17 protein-coding genes are annotated in these 21,060 nt (G+C 42.1%); 7 read left to right on the top strand and 10 right to left on the bottom strand.

The window, feature by feature from the left end; all coding sequences use genetic code 11:
- Positions 1-108: 108 nt before the first annotated feature.
- From AUR67_RS16985 to AUR67_RS16975, 3 genes are all read left to right on the top strand, one after another.
- On the top strand, positions 109-414 hold the full coding sequence (locus AUR67_RS16985) for a hypothetical protein (RefSeq protein WP_058586153.1): 306 nt from the start codon (positions 109-111) through the stop codon (positions 412-414).
- Between the two features lie 49 nt (positions 415-463).
- Entirely contained in the window at positions 464-1,045 is a 582-nt protein-coding gene (locus tag AUR67_RS16980) for a CBS domain-containing protein (protein ID WP_058586152.1), read from the top strand.
- A 135-nt stretch (positions 1,046-1,180) separates the two neighbouring features.
- Positions 1,181-3,496: a Tex family protein gene (locus AUR67_RS16975; RefSeq protein WP_058586151.1), complete on the top strand. Its 2,316-nt coding sequence runs from the start codon at positions 1,181-1,183 to the stop codon at positions 3,494-3,496.
- A gap of 124 nt (positions 3,497-3,620) precedes the next feature.
- On the opposite strand, the gene AUR67_RS16970 is transcribed toward AUR67_RS16975, so the two are convergent.
- From AUR67_RS16970 to bioH, 5 genes are all read right to left on the bottom strand, one after another.
- Entirely contained in the window at positions 3,621-8,651 is a 5,031-nt protein-coding gene (locus AUR67_RS16970; RefSeq protein WP_058586150.1) for a S8 family serine peptidase, read from the bottom strand.
- A gap of 280 nt (positions 8,652-8,931) precedes the next feature.
- Complete coding sequence (locus AUR67_RS16965; protein WP_058586149.1) at positions 8,932-9,663, bottom strand: outer membrane beta-barrel protein; 732 nt, start codon at positions 9,661-9,663, stop codon at positions 8,932-8,934.
- 218 nt (positions 9,664-9,881) lie between these two features.
- Entirely contained in the window at positions 9,882-10,748 is an 867-nt protein-coding gene (locus AUR67_RS16960; RefSeq protein ID WP_058586148.1) for a putative metalloprotease CJM1_0395 family protein, read from the bottom strand.
- Between the two features lie 5 nt (positions 10,749-10,753).
- A complete protein-coding gene (locus AUR67_RS16955; RefSeq protein WP_054554434.1) occupies positions 10,754-11,062 on the bottom strand; it encodes a hypothetical protein in 309 nt (102 codons plus the stop codon).
- 101 nt (positions 11,063-11,163) lie between these two features.
- A complete protein-coding gene (gene bioH / locus AUR67_RS16950; protein ID WP_058586196.1) occupies positions 11,164-11,901 on the bottom strand; it encodes a pimeloyl-ACP methyl ester esterase BioH in 738 nt (245 codons plus the stop codon).
- 58 nt (positions 11,902-11,959) lie between these two features.
- On the opposite strand from bioH, the gene AUR67_RS16945 reads away from it, so the two are divergent.
- A complete protein-coding gene (locus AUR67_RS16945; protein WP_058586147.1) occupies positions 11,960-12,676 on the top strand; it encodes a ComF family protein in 717 nt (238 codons plus the stop codon).
- A gap of 6 nt (positions 12,677-12,682) precedes the next feature.
- On the opposite strand, the gene AUR67_RS16940 is transcribed toward AUR67_RS16945, so the two are convergent.
- A complete protein-coding gene (locus AUR67_RS16940) occupies positions 12,683-15,235 on the bottom strand; it encodes a M14 metallopeptidase family protein (protein ID WP_058586146.1) in 2,553 nt (850 codons plus the stop codon).
- 144 nt (positions 15,236-15,379) lie between these two features.
- On the opposite strand from AUR67_RS16940, the gene nfuA reads away from it, so the two are divergent.
- Both nfuA and AUR67_RS16930 read left to right on the top strand, forming a co-directional pair.
- Positions 15,380-15,955, top strand: a complete 576-nt coding sequence (gene nfuA, locus AUR67_RS16935; RefSeq protein ID WP_054554437.1) for a Fe-S biogenesis protein NfuA — start codon at positions 15,380-15,382, stop codon at positions 15,953-15,955.
- Positions 15,956-15,969: 14 nt separating this feature from the next.
- Entirely contained in the window at positions 15,970-16,239 is a 270-nt protein-coding gene (locus tag AUR67_RS16930) for a hypothetical protein (RefSeq protein WP_054554438.1), read from the top strand.
- A gap of 1 nt (position 16,240) precedes the next feature.
- On the opposite strand, the gene dinF is transcribed toward AUR67_RS16930, so the two are convergent.
- Positions 16,241-17,575 (bottom strand): MATE family efflux transporter DinF, encoded by a 1,335-nt coding sequence (gene dinF, locus AUR67_RS16925; protein WP_082665662.1) that lies wholly within the window; start codon positions 17,573-17,575, stop codon positions 16,241-16,243.
- Between dinF and AUR67_RS16920 the strand changes: the two genes are divergently transcribed.
- The gene (locus AUR67_RS16920; protein ID WP_058586145.1) at positions 17,552-18,583 is read left to right on the top strand and encodes a polysaccharide deacetylase family protein; all 1,032 of its coding nucleotides are present in this window, start codon (positions 17,552-17,554) and stop codon (positions 18,581-18,583) included. The genes dinF and AUR67_RS16920 overlap by 24 nt on opposite strands.
- Here the strand turns inward: AUR67_RS16920 and AUR67_RS16915 are convergent.
- The 3 genes from AUR67_RS16915 to AUR67_RS16905 are packed head-to-tail and all read right to left on the bottom strand — an operon-like array spanning position 18,570 to position 21,045.
- On the bottom strand, positions 18,570-19,604 hold the full coding sequence (locus AUR67_RS16915) for a protein-glutamate methylesterase/protein-glutamine glutaminase (RefSeq protein ID WP_058586144.1): 1,035 nt from the start codon (positions 19,602-19,604) through the stop codon (positions 18,570-18,572). The genes AUR67_RS16920 and AUR67_RS16915 overlap by 14 nt on opposite strands.
- 8 nt (positions 19,605-19,612) lie before the next feature.
- Positions 19,613-20,230 (bottom strand): chemoreceptor glutamine deamidase CheD, encoded by a 618-nt coding sequence (gene cheD, locus AUR67_RS16910; RefSeq protein ID WP_058586143.1) that lies wholly within the window; start codon positions 20,228-20,230, stop codon positions 19,613-19,615.
- Entirely contained in the window at positions 20,227-21,045 is an 819-nt protein-coding gene (locus tag AUR67_RS16905) for a CheR family methyltransferase (protein ID WP_058586142.1), read from the bottom strand. Before AUR67_RS16905 ends, cheD begins: the two co-directional genes overlap by 4 nt.
- Positions 21,046-21,060: the final 15 nt, after the last annotated feature.

Raw genomic sequence — 21,060 nt, 5'->3', positions numbered from 1 at the left:
CCAGAAAATTCAGAAAGCGTTAATTAGTGATTGTTTAGTCTAAAAATGTGATCTATAACTAAAGTTACTCAAGATAAATCATTACTTGAGTTTTAGAAGGTAGTAAGTATGTCAAACGCAATACAACGCATAATGAATAATGCCATTGTATTCGCACTATTAATTAGTGTGAGTTTGATATCTTACGCCAGTGATATAGAGAGCCATTCAGACAGTGTTACGCCAACCGCTCACTTTATTGCGTGTGATAGTGCAGACCCTGCCAACTTAGATACCGACCTCGATAAACATACTCCTGCGTTCGTTGCTAATGTAGCCCAACCACTGCCAGATGCACGTGTGGTTTCGTATGTTCACCCTTGTAATAAGGTGTCTGTTTATAGCGCGCACCAGCGAGGGCCACCTGCTTTTTAATTAACTCAAATTTTCTATTTCAGTTTTATTAAAATGTATGGTGACCAAAATGAATAATTTCAAAGAATTACGTCTTCAAGATATCTCTAATGGCGCATTATCTAATGCAGTGAATGAAGTTGAGCCAACACTAGATCTCACTTCTTCAGCTTTAAAAGTACTTAATAGCTTTACTAAAAAAGACCCTTTACGTGCACATTACGGTACCACTATTGTTGATGCTCTAAAGCAAACAAATAGCTGTTGCTCAGATTTTATTTTAGTGGTTGATAGCGAAGATAAACTACTCGGTATCACCTCTAGTGCTGATCTGCAAAGCTCAAAAATTATGATCCTTGCACAGCGCTTGAACTTACACCGTGACGAAATTACCTTACACGATGTAATGACGCCACTTAGCAGCTTAGCTGGTGTGAGCCTACAAAGCATCAGCTACGCAAGTATTGGCGATGCACTGCAAACCATGGAACACCAAGGTATGATGTTCTTATTAGTAACCAGTGCTAAACAAGAAATATGTGGTTTGATTTCAGCTCGAGAGATCGCTAAAAAATTACATATCCCTGTTAATATCAACCCAATTGCTAATGGCTTTAGTGAAGTATTACAGCAGGTTGATCACCCGCACTAAGCGTTAAAATCTGCGTTGTGTAAGACTATTTTTGCAGGCCTTAAAAGCAGTGCTTTTAAGGCCTTCTTATTGTGATATTATTCAGGCAATTAATCTTCAGTTTTACTGATTTTCTATTTTTAAAAAGGTTTATGCATGAGCAATATCTCTGCACGCTTAGCAACCGAGCTAAGTGCCCAGCAACCACAGGTTGTTGCTGCAATCAAATTACTTGATGAAGGTGCCACAGTTCCTTTTATCGCCCGTTATCGTAAAGAAGTAACTGGTGGCTTAGATGACACGCAACTACGTTTACTTGAACAGCGCTTATCGTATTTACGTGAATTAGAAGAACGCCGTAGCTTTATCCTTAATACTATTGAAGAGCAAGGCAAGTTAACAGCCGAGCTAACTGCTGATATTAATAACGCTGACAGTAAAACTGAGCTTGAAGATTTATATCTGCCTTTCAAACCTAAACGTCGTACAAAAGGGCAAATTGCCATTGAAGCGGGTATTGAGCCGCTTGCCGATGCGCTATTTAACAACCCAAGTCTCGACCCTGAACAACAAGCAAGTGACTACATTAATGCTGATGCAGGCTTTGCAGATAATAAAGCGGTGCTAGATGGTGCTAAATTTATCTTAATGGAACGCTTTGCTGAAGACGCCAAACTGCTAGCTAAATTCCGTAGTCATATCGCACAACATGGTCAGATTGAAAGTACTGTAATTGCTGGCCAAGAAAATGAAGGTGTAAAGTACCGCGACTACTTCGAGCATCAAGAACCGCTTAAAAAAGTACCATCACACCGTGCACTTGCTATGCTGCGTGCTCGCAATGAAGGCGTATTACAACTTAGTATCAACCCAGAGCCAAGCGCAGAAAATCCGGCGCAAGTGTGCGCACAAATGATTGCCGATCATTATCGCTTAGATGTTAGCAATTCTGCTGCAAGCGCTTGGTTAATGGGTGTAGTGCAATGGGCATGGAAAATTAAGTTAAGCCTTCACCTTGAGAATGAATTTTTAGGTGCAATGCGCGAAAAAGCAGAAACCGGCGCAATTGACGTTTTCGCTAAGAACTTAAAAGATTTATTAATGGCCGCTCCAGCAGGTCCACGCACCACGTTAGGTCTAGATCCTGGTTTACGTACTGGTTGTAAAATTGCCGTTGTAGATAGCACAGGCAAGCTGTTAACAACACAAACGATTTTCCCGCACGCACCACAAAATCATTGGGATAAATCGCTTCGTACTCTTGAGCAATTATGCCGCCAGCATAAAGTTGAGCTAATCGCTATTGGTAATGGTACAGCCTCACGTGAATCTGACAAATTAGTAACAGAACTGATTAAAGCCAACACTGAGCTTAAACTTAATAAAGTGATGGTTAGTGAAGCCGGCGCTTCTGTTTATTCAGCGTCTGAGTTTGCCGCTAATGAATTCCCTAACCTTGATGTTTCCCTACGTGGTGCTGTGTCTATTGCACGCCGCTTACAAGATCCACTTGCTGAGCTGGTAAAAATTGAGCCTAAATCAATCGGTGTAGGTCAATATCAACACGATGTATCGCAAAGCCAACTTGGTCAAACACTAACATCAGTGGTTGAAGACTGTGTAAACTCAGTGGGTGTAGACTTAAATATGGCGTCGGTGCCACTACTTACTCGCGTATCTGGCTTAAACAAAACGTTAGCACAAAATATTGTTAGCTACCGTGATGCGAATGGCTCATTTAGCAAACGTTCTGAACTTAAAAAAGTTGAACGTTTAGGGCCTAAAGCCTTTGAACAAGCTGCCGGTTTCTTACGTATCAGCACAGGCTCAGATCCTCTTGATAACTCGTCAGTTCACCCTGAAGCCTACCCGGTTGTTAAGCGTATCTGCGAGAAGAACAGCTTAGATGTAAACAGCCTAATTGGTAACTCTGACATCCTAAATAAGCTCGTTGCAAACGACTACACAGACGAAAAATTTGGTTTACCAACGGTTACCGACATTATCAAAGAACTTGATAAACCGGGTCGTGACCCGCGTCCTGAGTTTAAAACAGCTGAATTTAAAGCCGGTGTTGAAACTATTAACGACCTAAAACCAGGTATGATTTTAGAAGGTGTAGTGTCTAACGTTGCTAACTTTGGTGCCTTCGTTGATGTGGGCGTGCACCAAGACGGTTTAGTGCATATTTCTGCGATTACTAACAAGTTTATCTCTGATCCACGTGAAGTGGTTAAAGCTGGCGATATTGTAAAAGTAAAAGTAGTTGAAGTAGATGCTGCTCGTAAACGTATTAGCTTTACCATGCGTTTAGACGATGATGTTGATACCAGCAATAAAGCCGCACCAGCTAGCAAACCTAAGCCAGCTGCGAAAGCGAAAAGTGCACCTAAGCAAAAACGCGAGTTTGGCAATGTTGCCATGGGTAATGCCTTTGCTGATGCATTTGCCAATGCAAAAGTGAAAAAATAATAGGCTGTAGGCATAAGTCGAAAAAAAACCGCGTAAGTGTAAACTTACGCGGTTTTTTATTTGTATAGCAACTTAATCAGTCTCGTTGCTATGAAAGGCTCAATAAACTGAGCCTTTATCGCTATTACTTACGACGACGAAGTGCAAGTAATGGCAGTAGTAACACAATGAAGTGACCTAATGAGCCGCTTGAAGAGCTCTTAGTTTCAGCTTCAGTTTCAGGTGTTACTTGTGAAGCGAATTCACAGCTACCATCATCTTCATTCGCAGTCGCATCATAGTTAGTTGCAGCAGCATCAGTACAGCCAAGCTCAACACCATCAGACTCAACCATTAGTAAGAATTCTTTGCTTACTTTGTCTGCTGGGTTTGCTTTGTCTTGCACTGTGACTGTCACCATTGTTTCACCATAGAAATGTGCATCAGGGATTAAGTTAAACGACATTCCATCAACTTCAGCCGTAACATTCTCGCCGGTTACCACTAATTCATTTGGCGACTGGTCTGCATCAACAACCATCACATCAACACCATCGATACGGCCATTTTCTGCTACCGTCATATCAGCGATGTCGCTCATTTTCAGGTTGCTTTGTACACCAATAGAGTGCATTAACATACCACCTTCTTGGCTACCTAGTTGGTAATCAAGAGTGATATCTTGCACAGAACCTTTCGCATCAGGCATAACCGTAGCAGTAAAGTTAAACTCAACTTCACTTTGCTCTGGGCCAACATAATCAAAACAGATCACTAAGTCATCTTGTAAGATCTTGCCAAGGTCGTCATAACCAACCACATTGCTTAATGCACCGTCTTTAAAGCCGGCAGTTGTAGAGTAAACACTATCACCACCTTCAATAAAGATAGTCCCTTCATCAACACCTGCGCCTAGGTTATCGTAAGCAAAGATAGCTTCGAACATACCTTCATGGTCATCGATACCACTACGTAAAATCACTTCATAGTCAAACGTGTCGCCTGTGTATTTATCAGTCACGTTATCGAATTCCAAGAATACGAGATCACCTAAGTCAGGACGCTCTTCTTTATACTGAGAAGCAATTGTTAGACCTGTTGGATCCGTTGGATTGCGAAGGTTTTCGATTTCAAACGAGCCACGCCAGAATGGTGCAAGCGCTTCAACTAAGAAACCAGGACCACGGTGTGCACTCATCATCCACCAAATAGGTGTGAACTGCATTGCACCTGTTGGGTGTAAACGTACTTCGTTATTATTTACTTGGTTGTAAATTTCAAACTTCGCACCTTCTTTATAGAATAACCAATCAATTGGCACATCAAAGTACACATTTGAGCCACCTTCATACCAAGCAGCTTCAGGTTGAATGCGGAAATCACCCCATAAATCGATATATCCCCCTGTCGAGAATTCATCAATCATTGGCGTTTTACACATCTCATTAGTGATGTTGTTAGTTACCACATAATCACGTTTTACGTTACGCGTTGCGTCTTGTGTACCTTGAATAGTTAACGTGTTGCCTTCTACAACTAACGAAGCTTCAACTTCTTCATTGTTTGAAGTTAGCGTTTCAGGCCAAACTTGCATGCCATCAGGAATCGTCAATGACAATGAATAGTCACGTGCTTTAGATTCATAGTTGGCTTTAAGTTTTACATTAACGTTAACTAGGTCCATAGCGCGAGCAGTGTCTTGGTCAACATTTAAAGTAAGTGCCTCTGCATCACGCTTTAAATTAACCGATGTGAAACCAAGGGTGCCTTCAGCTCCCTCAGCATTACCTAATGCAAAGCCGCCATAATAAACATCATTCGGTTGCGCATCTGGTAAATCCCAATTTACAGCAATTTCATAGTTACCATTGCCGCTGTGCTGCTGTGGCGCTGATACACTGAATTCACCAGTATTTTGCTCTTTAACAATGGCGTAATGCGTCACTGTTTGGTAACCAACATCACGTAAACCTGCTAGAGCTGCGGTCGCAAACCAGTATTTACCAGGCTTAGGGTCAATAATGTTACAGTAGTTATCTTCAACACTACTTGAAGAATAACAAATCATTTCTTCATTAAGCGCTTTGATCAGTGCAGTAGAATCTTCCGCAATCTCTTCATCAGACACCATGAATGAGCCGCTTTCATTAGCATCATAACCCACAACCAAGTGTGCTTTTTTCATTTGCCAGCGAGGCTCAACAAGGTCTGCTAAATCTGTAGTTTGCTCGGTAGATGCAACTTTAACCATTAAGCGTTTTGTACCTTCTGGTACTTCAAACGCCTGGATATCCCACGCTTTTTCAACGCGGTCTTTTGTCACATAAGGTGCAACACCTAAGATATTTGCGGTAATCTCCGTTGGTTTTACTAGACCATAATAAGTCGGCGTAAATTCACTGTAGCTATCGGTATTAACAACGATTGATTCTGATGCACTTGCACGTGCCATATCGATATCAACCATGGTTGGTAACTCATCAATGACGTTTTTCGCAACTAATGTGAAATGAGCATCAGGTGAGTCGCCATCAGTGTTCTTGAATAACACTTTACCGTTGAACCAAGCATCTTTATTTAAGATATTGTCCCAAGGCGCACCTTCTTCAACAGGATCAAGCTTAGACTCGATGATATTCGGCAACTTCATAGTAACCATCACATCTTGTGTTTCACCTGCTTGAAGTGTGAAATTACTTGGTGTTACGCTAACTTCTACACCAAAGCTTTCTTCTTCACCTTCAACAGCCCAACCATAAGCTGTTGCATCCCAAGTACCATCTTTTGTGGCCTTAACTGTACGCATCCACGTGCATTCAAGTTCGCAGTCTTGGTTAACTAACGAAGGTAGGTTAAGCCACTCTACTAAACCACCATTGCGCGGGTTGGCATCATGATAGTTTTCAATAGTCTCATCCATGATAAGACCTGCATTGGCAGCTTGTGCTACGTCAATCGCACCGCCACCAGCCATGAAGTTGTAGTATGGGTCAATTAAAGTAACGCCATTAGAAATGCGCACTTTGTTCGCCGTCATCATTAGCGCTGATTGAATTTCTGCAGGCGTCCAATCAGGGTGCATTTGCATAAGTAGCGTCATTGCACCAGTAACATGCGGCGTAGCCATTGAAGTACCGCTCATGAAAGTCCAGTCAGATGCACGAGGATTAGCTGTAAATGGCTGGTCATCGGCATTCGCTGCATAAATATCTACACCTGGTGCCGTCACATCTGGAACAAGGTTATTGATGTAATAACTTGGCCCCATCGAGCTAAAGATCGCAAGTTCATTACCTGCTTCTTCATCAAATGAATAATGATTTTCTGGTTCACCTATTGTCGCAATCGCTGCGCCATCAGGGTTAGCATTAATCCAGTTACGAATTGTCCAGCGTGCGTTTGCTGGTAAGTGAATACCTGGGATCACATAGTTATCAGCAACAATATTTTCTGCCGAACTAATGTTTTGTAAAATGAAGCCACCTGCTCCACCAGCTGCCACGTTCTTAGCTTTGTCGACACGCGCAATGTCACCACGTAAACACACTACAATTTGGTCAGATGTAAACGTGCCTGCTGGGAAAGGGGCATTACAACTTGCTGCATCGTAATCATCATTTTCGTTCGGATCGTCGTACTTTTCAGCAAGTACAACTTCACCTGTGATACCGCCAGAGAAACTCTTACCTGAATACTCACCAGTATAAGGCGTGCGCGTACCTTGGAAGTTATTGATGGTTTTAGCACCTAAGTCCATTACACGATCATGGGTTGAAGCGCCTACAGTAGTTACCCAAGGCGAAGTATGATCCGCAGACATATAATATGGGCCTGAGTTACCCGCTGCTGCTGCTACTGAAATACCCGCTTCACGCGCACTTAAGAAAGCCATTTCCACTGGGTCTTCCCACGGGAAGCTTTCACCACCACCAATTGAGAAGTTGATTGCATCTACACCATCTTCAATTGCATCTTCAAATGCTGATAAAATAGCTGACTCAGGACAGCCAGAATATAGATCACCCGAGTTTCCTGCATAACACACTTGGTACGAAATAATGTGCGCACGAGGTGCCACACCACTGGTACTTTCAAACGTAAATGGTAAGTTTTCACCATCACTTACCTTCTCACCTGTTGCAGCTTGAAGCGGTGTGTTTTCGATGTAATTACCCGCCGTAGTGCTTGCTGTGTGAGAACCGTGACCATTATAGTCTTCACCATTTTCAGGACGGCGATCTGCACGTGCAAATTGATAATCGGCATTCATTGCAGTGATTTCTGGGTATGAGCGAACACCAATTAGCTTGTCATTACATAGCTCAGGTTCTTCCTCACAGTCGCCTACGAAGTTACCTGCACCTAGTGGATTTTTCTCACTGTATTGTTCGTCACTAGCAAATGCAGGATGGTCTGTATTGATACCTGTATCAATAATACCTACAACCATACCTTCACCTTTAACACCTACCGATGAAGCCGGTGTTGCACCCTGCCATAATTGATCAGCACCAATAAACTCAGGACCACGGTCTGTGCGTAATTCAAAAATACGGTTAGGAGTAATACGCTTTACGCCTGATTGTGTCGCAAGTAGCTCTGCATCAGCTTGTGTCATTTCGACCACTACCGCGTTATTTGCAAGAGTAAATTGCTTTTTAATTGCAATATTGGCACCTATTGCACGCGCCTTACTTAATACTGCTGTTTGACGTTGCTTTAAAAAACCTTGATACGCGCGCACGCTTTGCGAAGCTGTATCAATGCGCTCTTTTACCATTAAAGAACGTGACTCTGTAATGGCTGTAGCGCTGAAGCCTTGAATATCACCTTGATAACTTGCTACAGGTTCATCATGCATTTGCACAATGTAAGTTTGAATCCCTGTCACCCCATCTTGAGGTTGAAAAACATGTTCCGGCTGCTGACTTTGATAGTGCTGATTTAAGCGTTGAGCACTCCCTTTGAGTAAGCTTGGATGATCTTCGATTTGTTTTTCTTGTTGGTAATTTGCGATATCTTCAGCTGTAAATGTTGGCTGATAGAAGCCTTTATCTGACACTTTGTTAAAGCCAGGCTCTGCCGCAGCATAGCCTGTAGCACCGACATACAAGGCTGTAAGTACGGCTACTGAACTTTTCTTCAAGTGTGCGATTTTCTTATTGCAAGGTTGCATATGATTCCCACTGATTTAATTCTAAACAGCTCATAAATTGCTTGAGCTGACACACTAAATTATTTAGCAGGCAAACATATACAGAGGGGGGGTTACATGGTCAAACCGACCTGTACACACCTGAGACACAAAATTAACATTAAATAAACACCAAAGCGGTAAAAATAAACGCTTTGCGGGATATTTATACAAAATGTAGCGTTTTGTACAAAAATACGATTACAGAAACAAAATGAGGAGTGAAAACAGCTAGGGAAAGTCATCCCTAGCTGCTAAAAAATTAGAAGTTATAACGAACCGACAATGCAAGATCTGAGTAATCATTTGCATCACGATAGCTTGCGCTTATCAGCCAAGCTGGTGTGAAGGCATAGTTTGCACCTACATGAAATACAGCATTATTTTCGCTCTCTTCGTCGTGCAAACGCTCGTAGCCAACGCCAGCGTTGATCTCAAATGAATCAGTTAATAGATGTCTGATTTGCGCGTTAGCAGATAAAATATCTGCGGTTTCTGAATCAGAGTAGCTATCTGAGTAACTTTCAAGTACATAATCTTGATATGTTTCTTCCACTGAAAAACTTGAATCCACCTCAAATTTAAGCTGACCAATTTTTGCTGAGAAATCAAGGTTAGTGCGATCAGAAAGAGAGTAGATATAGCCTAGGCCTAGCTCAAAACGAGTAATATCAAGGTCGACTTTGCCTAAATATGAAATTTGAGACTCACCAATCAAATTGCCAAATGAATCATAGACGTTATAGCCATCGTAGTAGCTTGATTCTTTATCGTCATCCGAAGCTGTTGAGTAATGTCCTAATACAAACCAATTTTCAGCAAATTGCTTACTAAAATTAATACCAATACCTGAAAGAGAAAAATCGTTTAGCTCATCAATTTCTGTCTTTTTATATCCGGCTTCAACATAGTCATAGCTTAATGGTGAAGTGTTTTCTGCCATTACTGTTGTCGAAGCAAGTGATAATGCGCAAGCAAGAAGAGTGTATTTCATTGTTTAATCATCCTAATTATAAATCGGGCACAATTTACCAAAGCGAAGACAAACCCACAATAGAAACAACATTCGTTTTTGTAGGCTAAATGTAAGAAATTGTTATAAAAATTTGGGTAAAAATTTAATCAATTGAGCTATTTTGAGGCAATAAAACCTCGTTAAGGACAGGTTTAATCCCACTAAATGATGAATTATTAATGTGAATTAGTATGGGCTTAAATAAAAGCAGAGAACTGATTTTGATTAGCTGGTGAGGTTGCCGCTTGATAAAAATTAGCAATACGCGCTGCGCGCTCGTCTACTTCTACATCACGCTTTGCTGTTTTTGTTTCGCTGGTTTGAGTAGCGCTATCTTCGGCATACTCACTGTTTATTTTGAAAGTCGATTTGCCTGAGTCAGCATCGCCATCAGCTGATTGACTGGCAAGCTCAGCTTGCGCTGCCATAAGCTTTTGTGTGGCATCGGCGACAATTGAGCGATCAGCACTTGAAGGTTCTTGTGGTGCAAGCGCAGCTGCACGCACTGTCTGCATTTTTTCAATTGTGGCTTTTGGGTCGCCTTCAATTTCAGCAACATCAATTTGCACCTCGCCGCCCACGGCATAGTTTGTACCATCAGGGCCGCGTTGATACTCATAACTTGGTGAGCCTGCATATTGCCCCCCTACGGTTGCATGAGCTTGTTCATGAATACGCACTTCGGTATCGCGGGCTTTTAGCTCTTTGATTTGCTCAGCGTCTTGTTGCTCTTGCTCAGCAATCTTTTGCTCTTTTTGCTGCTCTTGTTTAGCTTCTTGCTGTTCTTGCTCTGATTGTTCAGGCTCACCCTGCTCACCACCTTGCTGACGTTCTTCAATCACCTTATCTTCAGCAAGACGACCTTTAGCATCATAGGTACCAGCTTCAGAACCTGGCTGCTTGGTTTTGTCGCCATCATTCAGGGTTTTATTTTCTGCGTTACTCGGCTTGGTAGCAGCAGGAGGCGGGATCACTTCACGTAACTGATTATCACGGCGAGCACTTTCGGTGTGTACATTCGCTGTGTTGATATTAATCGAAGGAAACGGAGTGACGATATTCATAAGTACTAAACTTTAATATCTATTAATGTACCCAGCACTTCATCAGCAGTCTGAATCGTGTTGATATTGGCTTTTGCATTAAACTCTTCAACTTTTAAATTAACAAGCGACTCATCAATTGGGGCAGGTTGTGAAACTGGCGGAGTTACAGCTTCATTTGGAGTTGCCGCTTGTAATTGGCGTTGTTGAGCTAATTGGGCATCATCTTGCTGATCAATTGAGGCACGGCTAATCTCAGCGCTCGCCTTTTCGATACCTTGGCTTGCACGGTTATAACCTTCTACCGCATTATTAAAAACAGAACTGATTGGCATAACACCCTCCAACAGTGAGATCTACCCGTTAAGTATCGCTCATAAAACGAGCAAAATAAAGCTAAATCCCGCTATTTTTCTGGCCTCCCAGCGAGTTTTGCTTAACACATTGATTTCAGTGCTGATATAAATGCCGCTTTATGTGAAATAAATGGCGCGTGTGAGGCTTTATCTAAAACTTCATATTCAAACTGAGGTTGTAAGGCATGCATTTTTTCAATCGCGCGATAAGGTACTAATGAATCTAAGCGACCGAAAATACCACGCACTGGTACGCTAAGGTTAGCGAATAGTTCGCGTAAATCATCCTGCTGTAAAATGTCTAAGCCCGCACTTAAAGCTTGCTCTTGAGGCGCTGGGTATTGGTTTAAAAGTGCTTTAAGTTGCTTAATGTCATCTCGAGCTGATTCACTGCCCATCGCTTGTATCGCCAAAAACCTTTCTATCGTTTTTTCTCTGTGACTAACTAGCTGATCTTTAAATGCATTCAATACGTCAGGTTTAATACCTGGCCATTCGTCGGTTTGCGCAAAAAAAGGCGTTGAGGCAACCAACACAACCTTTGCTACTTTGTCAGGCCAATGTGCTGCAATATACAAGGCAAAAAGCCCGCCCAACGACCAGCCAACAAGAATAGACTTTTCATTTAGCTGTGTACTTAGTTGCTCAGCTGCAGCATGCAAAGTGTAAGGTGTAGGGATTGACTGCGCGTTACCAAAGCCAGGTAAATCGAGGCATCGGACTTCACCATCATGAAAAAACTCAAGCTCAGGTTTGATCACTTGCCAAACCCCTTGGTTCATTCCCCAGCCATGTAATAGCACCATCTCATTTTGCATATTTTGTATTTCCCAACCACACTTAGCGCTCATAATAGCGTTTAAAGGAATGAATGCAATGTCTCGCTTCCCTCATGCCTTAAAACTAGGGCTAGACGCACTATTCCCCAACTTTTGCATTAGCTGCCAGAATCACATACAGGCTGATCAAGCTTTGTGTCAGTATTGTTTAGATGACCTTAATTTATTTGACCTTACACGCCATCCAAATTTGTTACACCGACCAGATATATGTGATGCATTTCCTGATAGTAATTTTGATCATTTAATTGCCTGTGCTTGGTATCAAGCGCCTTTTAAACTTTGGCTCAAGCAATTGAAATTTAATGACCAGCAGTATTTTCGTGTGGCGCTACAACAAGTAATACAGAGGCAGCTGCAATTAGCTCATCAAGTTAATACAAATTGGCCCGATCTTTTTATTGTGTTACCACTGCATAATCAACGCTTTTTAGCGCGCGGCTTTAATCAGGTAAGCCAAACTTGGCTGCCTGTTTTGAAAAACCAGCAATGTACTGTTAGCTCAGCTCTTTACAAGCATAAAGCAACCATAGCGCAATCACAGTTAAGTAAAGCGAAGAGAGTTAAAAATCTACAAAATGCCTTTGTTTGTCAGCAAGATTTAACAGGAAAAACCGTGGCAATTATTGATGATGTGATGACCTCTGGCGCAACCATAAATGCTGCGACAGAAGCCATAAAAAATGCAGGAGCGAAGCAAGTGTGGGCTATGCTCACTTGCCTAACGGGGTTAGGCAATCTGCATTATGATTAATTGTGATTACTTATCACCTGAAGCATGAAAGGCATTACCAAAAAATAAGGCATTGCTTAGTAATCGGCTCGTACCGTACCAGTAACCACGGAACACAGGGTTATCTGTCATACCTATTACACTGCCCTTGCCATATGAATGCGCAATTAGGCCAGCAGCACCCGCTACTTGCTCTACGTTTACGTCATCGGTAAAGCCAGCTAAAAGCGGCTTATCTGTGTAAGTAAGCACATTAACAAATGGGGCATCTGACTTCTCAAGTAGCCAAGTGCTATTCTTAAATACTGGTAATGTATTACGGTTCAGCGAATACGTAAGTGGGTGAGATAAATCCACTGAGGTATTAAAAATTGCGCCGGCAATACGCTGACGACCTGCTAAGTCATCTTTATCAGCATAAGTAAGCCCTGTTGTATCAAAGGCACTGGCTACATCGCGACGAGATAAGTAATTAGCTTTTAGTAGCTGCTGATCAGCTAAGAACTTGGCACCACCTTTGTGGCCCCAAATAACACCGCCTTTACGAACCCACGATTTAATAGCCACTTTAGTCGCATCGTCAAGACGATTGAAATTTCCGTGCGCTAAAATAATATGGCTGTAGTTTTCAAGGTCTACCCTACCTAAGCGCTCCATTTCGATAATGCTTGGCGCGGTACCAACAAAACGATCTAAGTAATACCACACTTCACCAAGCTCATACTGGCTAGTTCCTTGACCACCCACGAGTAATACTTTAGGCGCTTTCACAACCGCCATTGCACGAGAACCTAAATCTGCACCTTTAACCGTTAGGCCCGAGCTAATTGGCGTAATTTCAATACCAAATTCATTCTGTGCTTGGTTTAAATAGCTAACCCAGTTGCTATCAGTTTGCAGACCAGCAGGAACAAGAATACTGCCTGGTTCAAAAGCTATTTCACCTGATGGTGTTTTTGCTGTAAGTGGGCTTAATGCCACGCGTGCTTTCACACCTTGTTCAAGCAAGCTATTAAGCATTTTTGGCGCTAGGTAATCATCCCATTTAAATGCATAGGCATAGCTTTGCGGTAATGCTGCAAAGCTTGACTTAACACTTTGCTGCCAAGGCATTTTAGCCACATTTAAGCCCCAGTTGCTGCTTACCTTTGCAAATTCTAAATTAAAGGCATGAGCAAGTGTCCAGCCAGATACATCATAAAAGGTATTATCAACAAAACGCTGCTGCTCACTGAAAATCGCTTTAATTAAACGAAATTGTGGCTGTGCTAATGGCACATAATAGCTCTGCTCAGAAAAGCTTTGCCCGTTTACTTTTAACGGCTCTTCTAACATGTACGCATTGATTTGGTGTTGTCTCAATAAATCAAGGAAGTATTGCATGCGGCTTTGATCAGCGCCGCCTTTAACTACATACCCTTTAAAATCTTCATCACCAGCAAGATCAACTGCTTTGTTGTAAAATTTTGCTTGATAATCAAGTAAGTCTGTACGGTTATCAATCGCCGCTTGGAACGTCGATAAGCTAGTTAATAACTGATTTTTAATCGTAAACGGGAAACTTAACGGGCCGTTAATAGTTTCTTGTAAGTGACCACGCGAGCTCGCTTGTTCAAATAAGATGCCTACACCGCCATTTACGTCTGGATAAGTTGAGCCTTTACCATAGTAAAAGTCATCAAAGCTTTCTTCAGTGAAGTAAAGTGCATTGTGCTCATCAAGTGTCTTTGCATGATAGTTTGCAATGGCTTTAGTCAGCGTGACATTTTCTTCTGGCGTAATTGGGTGTTTACGAGTTGGGATCCCTGGTTGGAAAAAGTAAGTGCTGTTTGGGCCCATCTCATGGAAGTCAGTTAGGATATTCGGTTTCCATTGGTGAAACTGTGCAATACGCGCACGCGATTCAGGGTGCTGCAGTAACAACCAGTCACGGTTTAAATCAAACAAGTAATGGTTAGTACGGCTACTTGGCCAACTTTCAATATGCTCGCGAGTTTGTGGATCTGATGACAACTTCATGCCACGGTTGCTGTTTGCCCAATTAGCAAAACGTGCTAAGCCATCTGGGTTTAATGATGGGTCGAGTAAAATAACCGTGTTGTTAAGTAAGGCATCGATTTCTGGACCCTGTGCGGCTGCAAGGTAATACGCAACGAGAAGCGATGCGTTGCTGCCTGATGATTCATTACCGTGAACACTGTAACCCATCCAAACAACCGCAGGCTGTTTGCTTGAGTCACTTTCCCCACCATTTAGGCGAGCTAAATGCGCCTTGCGGATTTGCTCTACTTGGCCAAGTTTGTCTGACGCTGTAACCGTTAGCATCACCAGTGGACGCTGTTCATGAGTGCGACCGATTACTTTAAAATTCATTCGGTCACTTTTTTCAGCAAGAATTTGCATATATTGCACAAGTTGATCGTGACGTACATGCCACTCACCCACTTCGTAACCTAACACCTGCTCAGGAGTCGGAATACTTGGGTCAAATTTCACATCTTGTTCAAAGTAATAAGAAAGAGGTTTTGCTAATGCGCTAACGCTCACTAGCATGGTTAATATTGTTATTATGAAACGCATAGATAGCACCCGTAATTATTTGATGTTTTAACGCTACCATTCGATAAAATAGATGCAACTTTTTACGCTCAACACTGGCGACAACACGATGAGCGGAGTATGATACACAGTATCCGAGTAATTTAGTCAAGTATAGTCCGTTTTATGATCTCTATTTCTGAATCTGCACAATCTCATTTTGCTAAACTTTTAGCAGACCAAGCTGAACAAACAAACATTCGTGTGTTTGTAGTTAACCCAGGTACTTCGCAGGCTGAGTGTGGTGTTTCTTACTGCCCAGAAGACGCCGTTGAAGCGACTGATATTCGTCTACCATTCAATGGTTTTGATGCCGTTGTTGATGCAGAAAGCGCCCCTTTCTTAGAAGAAGCTGAAATCGATTTTGTAACTGACAAAATGGGTACCCAGTTAACGCTTAAAGCGCCAAATGCAAAAGCACGTAAACTTAGCGACGATGCATCACTGCAAGAACGTGTTCAACATATGCTTGAAACTGAAGTGAATCCACAGCTCGCTAACCACGGCGGCCAAGTTAGCCTAGTAGAAATTACTGCTGACGGTATCGCGGTACTGCAATTTGGTGGTGGCTGTAACGGTTGTTCAATGATTGATGTCACACTAAAAGAAGGCATCGAGAAAGAAATGATCGCCAAGTTTGACGAAATCAACGGTGTAAGAGACATTACTGATCACCAATCTGGTGAGCACTCTTACTACTAACCGGTATATAAAGCATGCTTAAAAAATGGGTATTTCGCTTAGGTAGCGACCCCAAGTTAAGCTTAAAACGCTTTCTTCGCGGCCTAGCACTGTTTGTGCTAGCCGTGATCTTTATTGCCATAGGTTACTATGGGCCCGCACTATTTCAATTAATTGGCCTAGTCATACTAGCAGTGGCTTTATTCTTTGCTGGTTGGGGCTACTTAGGTATTTTTGCCAACCGTTTTGCGCAAGTTTTAGAGCGCTCGTCTCCCAAAAATCACGACCCTGATTTGTGGAAGTAATTTAATCTAATAATTGCTGATTATTGACAATTTTACGGTAGCGAAACCACAACGTTAACCCACGCATTAGCATAAAGCTGGTCATCGCAAACCATAAACCATGATTTTGCCAACTACTCACTACCCAAAACAGTCCAAAAAAGCCCACTAGAGCACTAAATAGCATAGTATTACGCATGTCTTTAGCACGGGTTAAACCGACAAATACGCCATCAAATAAGAAGCAGCCCATCGCTGCGATAGGTAAAATAATCACCCAAGGAAGATAAACCGTTGCAAGGCTGATAACTTCGGGCACATCGGTAAGTAAGCGAATAATTGCCTCACCAAATAATAAAAATATAAGGCTATAAAACACCGCAAATAACCCGCCCCAAAACAAGCTCAAATTAACCCATAACTTAATCTGCTTAGTACTGTACTCACCTTTCGCTTTACCGACCTTAGCTTCACTGGCATAAGCAATACCATCAAGCGCAAAGCTCACCAACATTAAAAAGTTTAGCAACACGGCATTAGCCGCTAAGGTTGTTTCGCCGATACGTGCGCCATAAAAAGTCATAAAGCTAAAACATAGCTGGAGTGCTAGTGAGCGAATAAAAATATCGCGATTTAAGCTCACTAAATCAAGTAACTTAGCAACACTTAACCACGCTTTCACAGCAAGATTAACCCCCTGCTTTTTAGCAAGCTGTGCAACTAACATAAGTGCAAAAGCAAGGGCGATATAATCAGCGATTAAAGATGCCCACGCAGCTCCAGCCACACCCCAATCAAGAAACACCACAAAATAAATATCGAGCACAATATTGGTTATATTGGTGATAAGTAATAAATAAAACGGCCCGCGTCCATAATGAACACCTAACATCCAACCAAGTAAAACCAAATTACACAAAGCAGCTGGTGCACTAAAAATACGAATCGAAAAATAGCTATTTGCTTGTTCTAAAACAGCTTCATTAGCATTTGATAAATATGCCATTAAGGATTGTATAGGTATACTCAGCGCTATTAATAACAGCGCAACTGCTGTTGCTAGTAACAAGCTGCGCTTTAATAGCTCAGCGAGTAAGGTGTGATCGCTTTTACCATAAGCCTGTGCAACTAATCCTGTGGTGCTCATGCGCAAAAAGCCTGCTAGCCAAAATAATAACGAGATAACTGCTGAACCGAGCGCTATACCAGCTAAATAGTGAGCGCTTCCTAAGTGGCCGATTACAGCGGTATCAACTAAACCTAACATTGGCACGGTAATATTTGATAAAATCATCGGACCGGCTAATAACAGTAAACTTTTATGGTGTGCCTTATGACGTTTAAGAAAATGTTTCATTTAGTATTTGCAGTCCTGTTAGGTTTATCTTTGCGTGCCCATGGCGCAGTCATTCTACAGTATCACCACGTCAGTGAAAGCCTTCCTGCGGTAACCAGTGTCAGCAGCGAAACATTCACTGAACACATGCAATATTTAAAAGATAATAACTTCAACGTTATTCCACTAGATGAACTCATCACCTCGTTACAAGCAGGCCAACCGCTAACTGATAAAACTGTCGCGATTACCTTCGACGATGGCTACAAAAATAACTATGAAGAAGCAGCGCCTATCTTGGAGAAGTTTGGCTATCCGTACACAATTTTCGTAAATCCCGAGCTAATTGATGAAGGTAAAAGCTATGTAATGACATGGCAGCAGTTAAAGGAGCTATCTAATAAAGGCGCCTTGATCAGCAACCATACACAAGTTCATAATTACTTGCATCGCAAACAGTCTGGCGAGAGTGAAGAATCATGGCTTGCACGTACTAAAAAAGATATTTTATCTGCCCAGCAGCGCATTAAAGAAGAAATTGACCATGATTTTAAATACCTTGCTTACCCTTATGGTGAATTTAATAATTCATTGCAACAACTAGTAAAATCGCTAGGCTTTGTTGGAATAGGTCAACATTCGGGTGCTGTAGGTATCCATTCTGACTTTACCCGATTACCACGCTTTCCGGCATCGGGCTTTTATTCAAAGCTTGATACGCTTGCCACTAAACTCGACTCTCAAGCATTCACAATCAAACAGCTCAGCTATTCAGATAGCGTTACAAACGAAAACCCACCAAGTATAAGCATTCAATTTGATATGCAGGACTTTCATAAAAGTCAGTTTGCTTGTTATGTCTCTGGTATTGGCCAAGCAGACTTAACTTGGCTTAGTAAAGATACGGTGAAGATCACCTCACCTGAAAAACTGAAAAAAGGCCGCTCTCGCTTTAACTGCACAGCCCCTTCTATCGCGAAAAAAGGCAGTTACTACTGGTTCTCACAACCTTGGGTTATTGTACCTTAGCAGCTTGTTTTAGCATTTGCGCTGCAACCTTATCAAGGCGAACCACTTCATTAGCCGCATTAAGCTCTACTGCGGCTTTAGGCATGCCCCACACCACTGACGACAATTCATCCTGTGCTATGGTGTAAGCCCCAGCTTGATTTAATGCAAGCATGCCTTTTGCACCATCGCTGCCCATACCGGTTAGTATTGCTGCCACCGTTACTTTAGGGCAAGCCACGACTAAGGAGTTAAATAGCACATCAACCGCTGGACGATGGCGATTAACCAGCTCACTTGAATCAAGCTGACAAAACAAGCCGCCTGCTTTTTTTACTACACTCAAATGCTGATCGCCCGGTGCAATATACGCCCAGCCTGGTTGTAGCTTATCGCCATGCTCAGCTTCTTTAACGTTGATTTTGCACGTTCTATCCATGCGCATTGCAAACGAGGTACTAAATACTGGAGGGATATGCTGTGTAATAACAATCGGTGGGCAGCTTTCTGGCATGCGCACGAGCACTTCTTTAATTGCTTCTGTGCCGCCTGTTGAAGCACCAATTGCAAGCACGCTGTTTGCCTTAAATTGCAATGCTGTTAAAGAGCTGTCGTCTTCAACTTTTGTTTCTTTAAAAGCTCGCACTCTAGCGCCAGCTGCAGTACGTACTTTTTGATGTAATAAATGGGCATAACGCTGCAGATTTTCAGTGACATTGATAGTTGGCTTAGCAATAAAGTCAACGGCACCAATTTCGAGGGCTTCCAGTGTGATTGGTGAGCCTTTTTGAGTCAGTGTAGAAATCATCACAACTGGCATAGGACGAAGGCGCATCAAGTTTTTTAAAAAACTTAACCCATCCATTTTCGGCATTTCGATATCAAGCGTTAAGACATCGGGATTAAGGCGCTTAATTAAATCTCGGGCTTGATAAGGGTCTTCTGCCGCGCCAACGACCTGAATGTCTTGCGCTTGCTCGAGCACTTCCTTGAGTAAACCACGGATCAAAGCAGAATCATCAACTATGAGTACTTTGATCATTTGCTCTCCTAAAATAATTCAATATCCGTTTCTGCATCTTGCTGCTCAATATCGTGTAAGTATTTAATTTCACGTTTTTCAAGCTTATCAGAATGCAATTCACGCATTTTCTTAACCTGCGCCTTGCCTGTTTGTGGATCAAACATCACCTTACGTGGCCAAGGCCCGCCAACATCATGGGATACTAAATCTAAACCTTCCTCAAGTACATAGGCATTTGCAAAACGAATGTTGCCAACACCAATATCTGTCATTGAGCGGATTATTTTCCCGCCGCCAAACAGCTTTACTTTGAGATTGCGTCTAGAGCCGCCATTTTTTAGGATTTCATTTATCAAGTATTCCATTGCCCAGTTACCATAACGGCAATTAAGGCTATGTGCGTTGCTCGGATCAACGCCTTTTTCCGCCGGCAGCATAAAATGATTCATACCACCAATACCTAAGCCTTCATCGTAAATACATGCAGCAATACACGAACCTAACACAGTTGTGATCAATTCATCAGACTTAGACACATAAAATTCGCCTGGTAATACTTTAGCAACCACTTTATGGCGCTTGCCATCCCAAAACCGTTTAACGTGCTCAAAACCAGACAATACAGGTTTAAAATGACTACTCATAGACCACCTTTTTGATAGATAGTTTGGCCTAAATTCTTAAACTCTTTGTGGTCCTTACCCAGTGTTTCGGAATGCCCCAAGAATAAATGACCTGAATCGGTCAACAAATCGTAATAACGTTTAAATAGAGTATCTTTCGTCGGCTTATCGAAGTAGATAACTACATTGCGACAAAAAATAACATCAAACGGCCCTTTCATAGGCCAGCTTTGTAATAAGTTTAGACGTTTAAAGAAAATATTCTTTTGTAGTTCGGGTTTTACTTTATATAACTGACCGTCATGGCTTTTTAGAAACCAGCGCTTAAGTTGGCTTTTGTCTAAACCATTCACATTGGCAGCGGTATAAGTGCCAGCCTGTGCTTTAGCGAGCACATTTGAGTCTAAGTCAGTAGCTAGGATTTTCACATCCCAATCAGACGGAAATAGGCTGCTTAAAGTCATAGCAATGGTATAAGGCTCTTCGCCGGTCGAGCAACCAGCAGACCACACCCTTACACGCTTTTGTTTAGCATTACTAATCAGCAGTTTGGGGACTATAGTATTTTTTAGATAACTAAAGTGGTGTGGCTCACGAAAGAAAGAAGTCAGATTAGTGGTTATGGCATTAATAAACTCACTAAACTCTTGCTCTTTATTCTCTTCAAGAAAGTCTAAATATTCTTTAAAGTTCTTAAGCTTATGTTGGCGAATACGTCTTGCCAAACGCGAGTAAACCATCTCGCGTTTGTGCTCTGCTAAGACAATGCCGCAAGCATCATACACTTGTGACGAAATAGCTTTGAAATCACTATCCGTTAATAAAAACTCTTTCATGAGCCTGACCCTGCA

This window comes from Pseudoalteromonas sp. XI10 (genome assembly GCF_001469895.1).
Classification (GTDB): domain Bacteria; phylum Pseudomonadota; class Gammaproteobacteria; order Enterobacterales; family Alteromonadaceae; genus Pseudoalteromonas.
The sequence above is the reverse complement of the archived record's forward strand: the minus strand, read 5'-3'. Positions and strand labels throughout refer to the sequence as shown.